Annotated in this window: 7 protein-coding genes and 1 pseudogene; 3 read left to right on the forward strand and 5 right to left on the reverse strand. The window is 70.1% G+C overall.

What is annotated here, in order from left to right; all coding sequences use genetic code 11:
* Nucleotides 1–2: 2 nt before the first annotated feature.
* From ACFWBF_RS31480 to ACFWBF_RS31490, 3 genes are read right to left on the reverse strand one after another with little or no spacing between them, the layout of a single operon-like run.
* Nucleotides 3–830 carry a carbohydrate ABC transporter permease gene (locus tag ACFWBF_RS31480; protein WP_385607878.1) on the reverse strand — a complete coding sequence of 276 codons (828 nt, stop codon included), beginning with the start codon at nucleotides 828–830 and terminating at the stop codon, nucleotides 3–5.
* Nucleotides 827–1,750, reverse strand: a complete 924-nt coding sequence (locus ACFWBF_RS31485) for a carbohydrate ABC transporter permease (RefSeq protein WP_385607880.1) — start codon at nucleotides 1,748–1,750, stop codon at nucleotides 827–829. Before ACFWBF_RS31485 ends, ACFWBF_RS31480 begins: the two co-directional genes overlap by 4 nt.
* The gene (locus tag ACFWBF_RS31490; RefSeq protein WP_385607882.1) at nucleotides 1,747–3,096 is read right to left on the reverse strand and encodes an ABC transporter substrate-binding protein; all 1,350 of its coding nucleotides are present in this window, start codon (nucleotides 3,094–3,096) and stop codon (nucleotides 1,747–1,749) included. Before ACFWBF_RS31490 ends, ACFWBF_RS31485 begins: the two co-directional genes overlap by 4 nt.
* Nucleotides 3,097–3,312: 216 nt before the next feature.
* Between ACFWBF_RS31490 and ACFWBF_RS31495 the strand changes: the two genes are divergently transcribed.
* From ACFWBF_RS31495 to ACFWBF_RS31505, 3 genes are all read left to right on the forward strand, one after another.
* Nucleotides 3,313–5,313 carry a hypothetical protein gene (locus ACFWBF_RS31495; RefSeq protein ID WP_385607884.1) on the forward strand — a complete coding sequence of 667 codons (2,001 nt, stop codon included), beginning with the start codon at nucleotides 3,313–3,315 and terminating at the stop codon, nucleotides 5,311–5,313.
* Nucleotides 5,314–5,486: 173 nt separating this feature from the next.
* A complete protein-coding gene (locus ACFWBF_RS31500) occupies nucleotides 5,487–7,013 on the forward strand; it encodes an alpha/beta hydrolase (protein ID WP_385607886.1) in 1,527 nt (508 codons plus the stop codon).
* 324 nt (nucleotides 7,014–7,337) lie between these two features.
* On the forward strand, nucleotides 7,338–7,580 hold the full coding sequence (locus ACFWBF_RS31505) for a protealysin inhibitor emfourin (RefSeq protein WP_385607888.1): 243 nt from the start codon (nucleotides 7,338–7,340) through the stop codon (nucleotides 7,578–7,580).
* Here the strand turns inward: ACFWBF_RS31505 and ACFWBF_RS31510 are convergent.
* Together ACFWBF_RS31510 and ACFWBF_RS31515 are read right to left on the reverse strand one after the other, a co-directional pair.
* Nucleotides 7,478–7,879 carry a LysR substrate-binding domain-containing protein gene (locus tag ACFWBF_RS31510; protein ID WP_385607890.1) on the reverse strand — a complete coding sequence of 134 codons (402 nt, stop codon included), beginning with the start codon at nucleotides 7,877–7,879 and terminating at the stop codon, nucleotides 7,478–7,480. The genes ACFWBF_RS31505 and ACFWBF_RS31510 overlap by 103 nt on opposite strands.
* Nucleotides 7,880–8,171: 292 nt before the next feature.
* Nucleotides 8,172–8,243 (reverse strand): annotated as a pseudogene (locus tag ACFWBF_RS31515) (hypothetical protein); the annotation flags it as partial.
* Nucleotides 8,244–8,297 lie beyond the last annotated feature (54 nt).

The following is an 8,297-nucleotide window of genomic DNA, read 5'->3' on the forward strand; positions in this document are numbered from 1 at the left end:
GGTCACTCCTTCACGGCGCCGGCGAGCAGGCCGGACACGAACTGGCGCTGGAGCGTCAGGAATACGATGGCCATCGGGATGGCTGCGGCTGCGGTTCCGGCGAGGATCGCGCCGTAGTCGGTGTCGTCGAGGCCTTGGAGGGATGCCAGGGCCACCGGGATGGTGAACGAGGCGCTGTCGCGCAGGACGATCAGCGGCCAGATGAAGTCGTTCCACTGGTAGAGGAAGAGGAAGATCGTCAGGGCGGCCAGCGCGGGCCTCATGGGTGGGAGCACCACCTTCCAGAACAGCCTTAGTTCACCGCAGCCGTCGATGCGTCCCGCGTCGAGGAGTTCGTCGGGGAGCGCGGCCATCGCCTGGCGCATCAGGAAGATGCCGAAGGGCAGGGCCAGGTTGGGCATGATCACGGCCTGGTAGGTGTTCAGCCACCGCAGTTCGGCCATCATCTGGAAGAGCGGTACGAGGGTGACCTGTGCGGGGATCACGAGCCCGAGCATGAGCAGCCCGAACAGGCCTTCGCGGCCTCGGAAGCGGTACTTGGCGAAGCCGTATCCGGCCAGGGTGCAGACGGCTCCCGCGCACAGCGTGTAGACGACCGCGATGAACAGGGAGTTGAGGAGCACCCGACCGAACTGCGCCGTCTCCTGGAGCGTTTGCAGGTTGGCCGCCAGGTGGCCGCCGGGCAGCAACGGCGGCGGATTGTCGAAGATCTCATGGGAGCTGTGGGTGGCCGCGACCACGACCCAGTAGAAGGGCAGCACGACGGCGGCGAGGGCGATGGCGAGTCCGGAGGTCAGCAGGATGCTCCTGCCGCGGTGGCGGGCGGTCACGTCTTCTCCCCCAGGAGGCGGAACTGGATCACGCCGAGGATCCCGATGAGGACGGCCAGGGCGTAGGCGATGGCGGAGGCATATCCGAAGTCGAAGTACTTGAAGGCGTTCTGGTACAGGTACACGCCGATGGTCAGAGTGGCGTTGTCCGGGCCGCCGCCGGTGAGCACGTACGGCTCGTCGAAGACCTGCAGGGTGCCGATGGTGGAGAGCACCGTGGTGAGCAGCAGTGCGGGGCGCAGGCCCGGCAGGGTGACGTGCCGGAAGGACGTCCAGGCCCCGGCCCCGTCCACGGCCGCCGCGTCGTACAGCTCGGCGGGCACGGCCTGCAGGCGGGCGAGCAGGATCACCGCGTTGTAGCCGGTGTAGTGCCAGGTCAGTGCGAGACCGAGGGAGACCTTCGCCCACAGGGGGTCGGTCAGCCACGGCACGGCGTCCAGGCCGACGAGCTCCATCAGCCAGTTGACCAGCCCGAAGTCCTTGTTGAGCAGGACGGAGAAGATGACCCCGTAGGCGACCAGGCCGGTGACCATCGGCAGGAAGAAGCCCAGCCGGAAGACCGCGCGGCCGCGCAGCAGCCTGGAGTTCAGGGCCACGGCAAGCCCGGTGGCCAGGGCCAGCATGACCGGCACCTGGACGACGAGGATCACCGCGGTGTTCTTCAGGGCGGTCCAGAACAGCGAATCGCCCAGCAGCCTGGTGTAGTTGTCGGCTCCGACGAACTGCTCGGTCCCTCCGACGGACTTGTGGAGGCTGATCACGAACGACCGGACGATGGGGTAGATCTTGAAGGTGGCGAAGAGGAGGAGCGCGGGCAGCACGAAGAGGTACGGGGCGACGCGTCGGCGGGGCCGCGACCGCGCGGCCGTCCCCTTGGGGGGGACGGCCGCGGCGGCGCGGTCGGTGAGCGCCGCGGTCATCGGGAGACCTTGCGTCCGGTCTGCCGGCCGAGCTGATCGGCGGCCTCCTTGAGGACCTTCGCCGGGTCTGCGCCCGTCAGCAGCACCTTGGACTGGGCGTCGGTGACCAGCTTGAGGGCACGGGCGTAGTCGGCGGTGTAGTTGAAGGCGGGCGAGGGGGCCTTGAGGGCCTCCAGGAAGACCTCGCCCTTCTTCTGGCCGCTGAAGAAGGCCGAGGACTCATGGAAGACCGCGTCGTCGTAAGCCTTCATCAGGGCGGGGGCGATGCCCTTGCCCCGGTAGATCTGCACCTGGGAAGCCGGACGGGTGAGGACGAACTCTATGAAGGACCATGCGGCAGCCTGGTGTTTGCTGCTGCCCGCGACGGCGAGGTGTGTGGAGTTGACCGTGGTCGCGGTGGCGCCGCCGCGGCGCACGGCCGGGGGAAGCCGGACCTTCCACTTTCCCGCCTGATCGGGGACCTGCTCCTCGACGACGCCGCCGAACCAGGTGGGCATGGGCACGACGGCGTTGGTCCCCTGCTTCAGGGAGCTCATCAGGGTGTTCCAGCCGCCGGAGAGGTCGCTGACGAGGCCGGCGTCGTTCATCGTCTTGATGAGGGTCATGGCCTTCACGGCCTCCGGGGAGTCGAGCGTGATGTCCCCGGCGGAGTTGAAGTAGAAGGTGCCCTGGAGTTGCAGGAGCATCTGGAAGAAGTTGGCGGCGTCGGCCTGTGAGGCGGGCTTGTCGATGCCCAGCAGGTGGGCGCCGGTCTTCTGCTTGATCTCCTTGCCGGCCTCGATGGTCTCCTCCCAGGTCTGGAGGGCGCCGGCGTCGACGCCGGCCTTCTCGAAGAGGTCGGCCCGGTAGTAGAAGCCCGCCGAGTTCGCTTCCCAGGGAAGGGCGTTGACGCGCTTGCCGTCGGGGGACACGGTCTGCCACAGACCCTGGGCGAAGGCGTCCCGGTAGGCGTTCGCACCCAGCGGGCCGAGGTCGGCGAGGCCCGCGGGGAACTTCTCCACGTAGCCGGGCAGGTAGTCGATGCCGATGTGCAGGACGTCGGCGAGGCCCTGGCCTCCGGCCGCCAGGCCGGTGGTGATCTTGTCCCAGATCGCCGGGTTGCCGATGTCCTCGACCGTCACCTCGATCTCCGGGTACTTCTTGTTGAACTCCGGGACGAGGGCCTTCATCTGGACGGCCGGTCCCTGCCAGGACCAGACCGAGATCTTGCCCTTGTCCTTGTCGCCGGTGGTTCCGCCTTGGCCCGTGCCGCCGCCCGTGCCGGAGCACGCGGTCAGGCCGGTGAGCCCGGCTCCCGCGGCGATCGCGCCACCGAGCTGCAGCACTCTTCTTCGTTCCAGTTCCATACCTGACCCACCCCTGCTCGCACTGTTGCGGAAGCCGACTGGCCGGGACTGTAACAACGTCCAGTCACGTCTTGCAACCTTTCGATGAAAACTTTCAGTCTGATCCAGCAGACGAGTTTGGTAATGAGCATTGCAATCCATCAGATCTGGTTGCTAGCGTGCCGCGCGCCCAGCCCACCGCAGGCCGGTCGCCCCACCACAACCTGGGAGAACCCGATGACGCGTTCCCGTGTGTCGCTCCTGTCCGCCCTCGCCCTGCTCGCCCCGCTCACGCCACTCGCCCTCGGCGGCGCCGCCGAGGCCGCGCCCGCCTCACCCGCGGCGCCCGCGGCGTCGGCCGCGACGGCCGTGCCCGCCTCGCTCAACGTCTCCAATCCCGGCTTCGAACAGGGCGGCACGGGCTGGCGATTCACCGCCGGTACCGGGGTCGCCACGAACTACCCGCACGGCGGGGCTCGGCTCGCCTACCTCGACGGCGGACCGGGGATGAAGGTGTCCCAGACCGTGACGGCCACGGGGCGCGGGGTGTACGACATATCCGCCTGGATCGCGACGGGCGGGCCGAACGGCCGGTACGTCGCCCGCGTCAACGGCACCGTCGCCGCGGCCCAGACCCTGCCGAGCGCCTCCAACTACCGGCGCTACACGCTCAGCCGGATCGGCCTCGCACCCGGCGACACGCTGGAGATCGCCTTCGAGTCGGGGGACGGCTGGGTCAACGCCGACGACCTGATGCTCTCCCCCGCCTCCCCCGCGGACCCCCGGATCAGCTCCTCCGATCCGAAGATCGTCGAGATGTTCGACTGGTCCAAGCGGAAAGCCAACAGCTGGGTCCAACTCCCCGGCACCCAGGGCCCGCTCAACGTCGACGAGAACCACACCGGCGGCAGCGGCACCGGCACGTACGCCGCCTCCTACTGGGCGGGCTACGCCAACCGCAGCGGCTACTACTCCCGCGACATGGCCCACCAACTGGCCGGCGCCGAGGTCCTCGGCCTGCACGCGGAGAACAAGACCATGCTCCGCTCGTTCGCCGCGTCCGCCACCGCCGCGCACAAGTACTACCCGGCGTGGGCGCTCAACTTCGACGCGTCGACCTACCTCTCGATCGACTACAAGAGCCCCTCCAGCTTCGTCCGCGAGGTGCCCGCCACCTTCGAGCTGGTGCAGAAGTCCGAGGAGGCGTACCGCTGGAGCGGGGACCGCTCCTACCTCGAGGACCCGACGATGTGGGACTTCTACCGCCACGCCACCGACGAGTTCGTCACCCTGCACGACGGGCTCAAGAACAACGGCGCGGTCAAGGTCGCCGAGGGCACCGGCCGAGGCATCTTCCAGGGCACCGCCAGCTACAACGAGCAGAGCGGCGAGCCGCTCGCCGAGGCCGGCGACGCGATCGGCTCCCAGTACCAGGCGTACCTGGCGATGGCCTCCCTCGCCCGCGCCAAGGGGGACTGCGCGCTCGCCGACCGCTACGAGGCCAAGGCACGGGACCTGAAGGCGTACTTCAACTCGACCTGGAGCGGCACCGGTTCGGGCGCGGACATGGTCCGCGGCTACACCACGGACGGGCGCGCCCTGACCGGCTGGGGCAAGGAGAACAGCTGGTTCATGCCGATGAAGCAGATCGTCGACCCCGGCGCCCGCCGGGACGCCTACCTGGACTACATCGACGCGCAGGCCTCGGGCGCTGACCGGCCCACCAACATCGAGGCCCTGACGTACCTGCCGGACACCTTCTTCCGCAACAACCGCAACGACACCGCCTGGAAGTGGATGAAGCACGTCTACGACCTGAAGGACGTCCAGCACGTCAACACCAAGCAGGGCACCAACGGGGACTACCCCGAGGTCTCCTTCACCATGCTCGGCCAGACCGTCGAAGGCCTGATGGGAGTCGCTCCCAACGCGCCCGCGCACGCCCTGAGCACCCAGTCCCGGCTGCCGTCGGGCATGGACTGGCTACGGATCGACGACCTTCGGGTCGGCGACTCGGTGTTCTCCCTGCGCCACGACGGGGCGGCGAAGTCCTCGCTCACCCACGGCTCGGGCAGCTCCGCCTACGCCTGGGAGGCCCGCTTCCCCGGCACATACACCACGCTCAAGGTCGACGGGGTGGCCCAGCCGGCCCGTACCAAGGTGGTGGACGGGGTGACGTACACCTACGTCACCCCGTCCGTGGCCCCGGGCCGCACGGTCACGGTCCAGGTCGGCTGAGGCACGGCGGGGCCGGGAGCTGGGAGCCTGTGGGCGCCGCCGCTCGGGCGCCGGGTGGCGCCGGGTGGCGCCGGAGCGGCACGGGGCTACGCTGGAACTGCCAGTGATCGTTCCGGGCTGAGCACCGCGGATCGGAGAAGGGGGGTGGCAGCCCCCCGCCTCCTGGAGGTGCCATGCACCCCGCGCTGTCGCTGTGCGCCGCAGCACTCGTCGCCAGCACCGCTCTCGGCGGGGCCAACACGCCGCCGCCCAGTCCGGACGACCACAGGCTCTCCCGTTTCTACCAGCAGCGGATCGACTGGGGCCCGTGCCCGGCGTCCTACGACGCGTCCATGCGGTGCGGGCACCTCACGGTCCCGCTGGACTACACCGACCCCGCCAAGGGCACGGTCGATCTCGCGCTGACGCGGTTCCCGGCCACCGGTCACCCGCGCCTGGGCGCACTGGTCTTCAACTACGGAGGACCGGGAAGTGCCGGCGTGAGCACGCTCGCCGAGAGACTCCAAGACCTCCACCGCACCGAGCGCTACCGGGACCTCGCCGAGTCCTACGACCTCGTGGGCTTCGACCCCCGGGGGATCGGGCAGAGCGCACCGATCAGCTGCGGCGGCGCGCTTCCACTGCAGAATTCCGACGCCGCCGACGGGGCGGGCCTGCTGCGCGCCACGGAGGCGGCGCAGCGCGCCTGCCAGGCGCATTCGGGACCCGTCCTGCCGTACGTCGGCACGGTCAACGTCGCCCGGGACCTGGACGTGCTGCGCCAGGCCCTCGGGGAGAGGAAGCTGAACTACCTCGGCTGGTCCTACGGCACGCGGATCGGTGCCACGTACGCCGCGCAGTTCCCGCAACGCACCGGGCGGATGGTGCTCGACGGGGTGGACACCCTCTCCGATTCCCTGGCCGACCAGGCGTTGGACACCGCGCGGGGACGCCAACGCGCGTACGACGCCTTCCTGGACTGGTGCACCGACCTGCCGGGCTGTGTGTCCTCCGGTACGAACCGGACGGAGGCGAACGAGCGGACCGAGGCGCTCATCGCGCAGCTCGACGAGAAGCCGCTCGACGTGAAGGGCGGTGCGAAGTTCAGCGGGCGGGATCTGGCGCTCGCGCTCGTGAACAACCTGTACGCACCGCGGCAATGGCCCGATCTGGCCCGTGGGCTGGGGTCTCTGGTACGCGACCGGGGCCCCTCGGGGCTGCTCGAGTCCGCCGAGCCCGAGAGCGACAACGAGGCCGCCGCCTGGGCGGCCGTGAGCTGCGCCGACTACCCCGACCGGGGCGTCGGCGGTGACCCGAAGGCGTTCCAGCAGCAACTCGACAGGCTGCGGCCCGAGTTCCTCGACGTCTCCCGGATCTTCGGACCGGCTCAGCTCACCGAGATCGCCTTCTGTCACAGCTGGCCCGCGCCCGTCGACCCCACGGCCGACATCCGCCACGTCGACGCCCCGCCGATGCTCCTCGTCGGCGTCCGCGGCGACCCTGCCACCCCGTACCCGTGGACGGAGCAGACCGCCCGCGTGCTCGGCAACGCCGTCGTCCTCGACTACAAGGGCGAGGGGCACACCGGATTCGGCCGATCCGACTGTGTGAACCAGTACATCGAGCGCTACCTGCTGGAGGGAAGGCTGCCGCACTCGACGGCGGCGTGCCCCGCCGAGGCGGTCGACGCCGAGGGCCATGAGGCGGTCCGGCCCTCGTAGCACTCCTGCTTGCCCCGCCACGGGCAGTGCCGGAGCCGCGGGTCCCTCGCGGCTCCGGCAGGCGGTTGCCCGTGGGCCGGCCATGGCGGTGGCTTCGCCGGGCATGCGGGCGTCGCCCGTCTGGTGGACGCGCCGGGCGCCGAGCGCTCCCCTCACCTCCCGTCGCCCCCGACAGCCGACGCGGGTCGGCCGTGCAGCGGCGCTTTCCGGACGTTCGTACCGCCAGAGCCCCGCTTCGTGACAGCGGGCCGGTATTCGGGGCACCTGCGGCAGTGGCTGCAACGGGCAGCCGCGCGACACCACCACGCACAGGGAGGAACAGCCATGCTGATCACGGTCACCCGCTCCGGAGGCTTCGCCGGCTTCGAGAAGCTCCGCGCACTCGACACCTCGGACCGCGCGAACGCGGCAGAGCTGGAGGAACTCGCACGACGGGCCGTCTCCCCCGTGGCCGACGGCTACCACTACCGGATCACCGTCGACGACGACGTGCTCGACCTCCAGGACCCCACCCTCTCCGACGACCAGCGGACACTGATCCGCACCGTCCTCGGCGAAGGTGCCTGATCGGCAGCACGCCGTAGAGAAGACCCTGGACTTGAAACTGCCGGAACCGCGCCCGGCTCGTTCCCCTCGCAGACCACCCTGGGCCGCGCCCCGGCCCGCGCGAACATCCGCTCGGCCAGGGCGCGTTGCCAGTTCCCCGGCCCCGGCGAGACGAACGGCTCCCCGTCGAGGTCGGCCACCTCGACCCACTCCCGCCCGGCGAACCGGTGCCCCTCCGGCACCGCGAGCAGCACCTCCTCGCGCAGCACCTCCACCGAGGTGAGCCCCGGACCGTCGAGCGGCTGCGATGCCAGGCACATGTCCACCTCCCGCGCGCGGAGTTGGCGGGCCCATGGACTCCGCCGGCGTCTGCCGCAGCCGTACGTCCACCAGGGGATGCGCGGCGCGGAACGCGGACAGCAGCCCGGTCAACGTCAGCAGCGTCTCGGCGGCCACCGTCACGCTGCCGCCCTCCACGCGCCGCGCCGCCTCCTTCAATTCCAGCCGCTCGTTCTCCAGTTGGCCGTGCGCCCGGTCGACGCGGCGCAGAAAGGCCGCGCCGTGCTCGTTGAGCCGGATCCCGCGGCCCCGCCGGTCGAAGAGCGGCACCCCGAGCTCGGCCTCAAGCCGCGCGATCGTCCGGCTCACCGAAGGCTGGGCCACCGGCAGCTGAGTGACGAGCACCTAGTACTGCAACGGCGTTTGGCGTGACTGGTGGCCAGGTTGGTCGTTGGTCTG

The organism is Streptomyces sp. NPDC060028, assembly GCF_042736725.1.
Taxonomy (GTDB): Bacteria; Actinomycetota; Actinomycetes; order Streptomycetales; family Streptomycetaceae; genus Streptomyces.

What these genes read in the sequence shown, in the direction of transcription:
- ACFWBF_RS31485 (WP_385607880.1), bottom strand. Translation starts at nt 1,750, where the DNA reads ATGACCGCGGCGCTCACCGACCGCGCCGCCGCGGCCGTCCCCCCCAAG.
- ACFWBF_RS31490 (WP_385607882.1), bottom strand. Translation starts at nt 3,096, where the DNA reads ATGGAACTGGAACGAAGAAGAGTGCTGCAGCTCGGTGGCGCGATCGCC.
- ACFWBF_RS31495 (WP_385607884.1), top strand. Translation starts at nt 3,313, where the DNA reads ATGACGCGTTCCCGTGTGTCGCTCCTGTCCGCCCTCGCCCTGCTCGCC.
- ACFWBF_RS31500 (WP_385607886.1), top strand. Translation starts at nt 5,487, where the DNA reads ATGCACCCCGCGCTGTCGCTGTGCGCCGCAGCACTCGTCGCCAGCACC.
- ACFWBF_RS31505 (WP_385607888.1), top strand. Translation starts at nt 7,338, where the DNA reads ATGCTGATCACGGTCACCCGCTCCGGAGGCTTCGCCGGCTTCGAGAAG.
- ACFWBF_RS31510 (WP_385607890.1), bottom strand. Translation starts at nt 7,879, where the DNA reads ATGTGCCTGGCATCGCAGCCGCTCGACGGTCCGGGGCTCACCTCGGTG.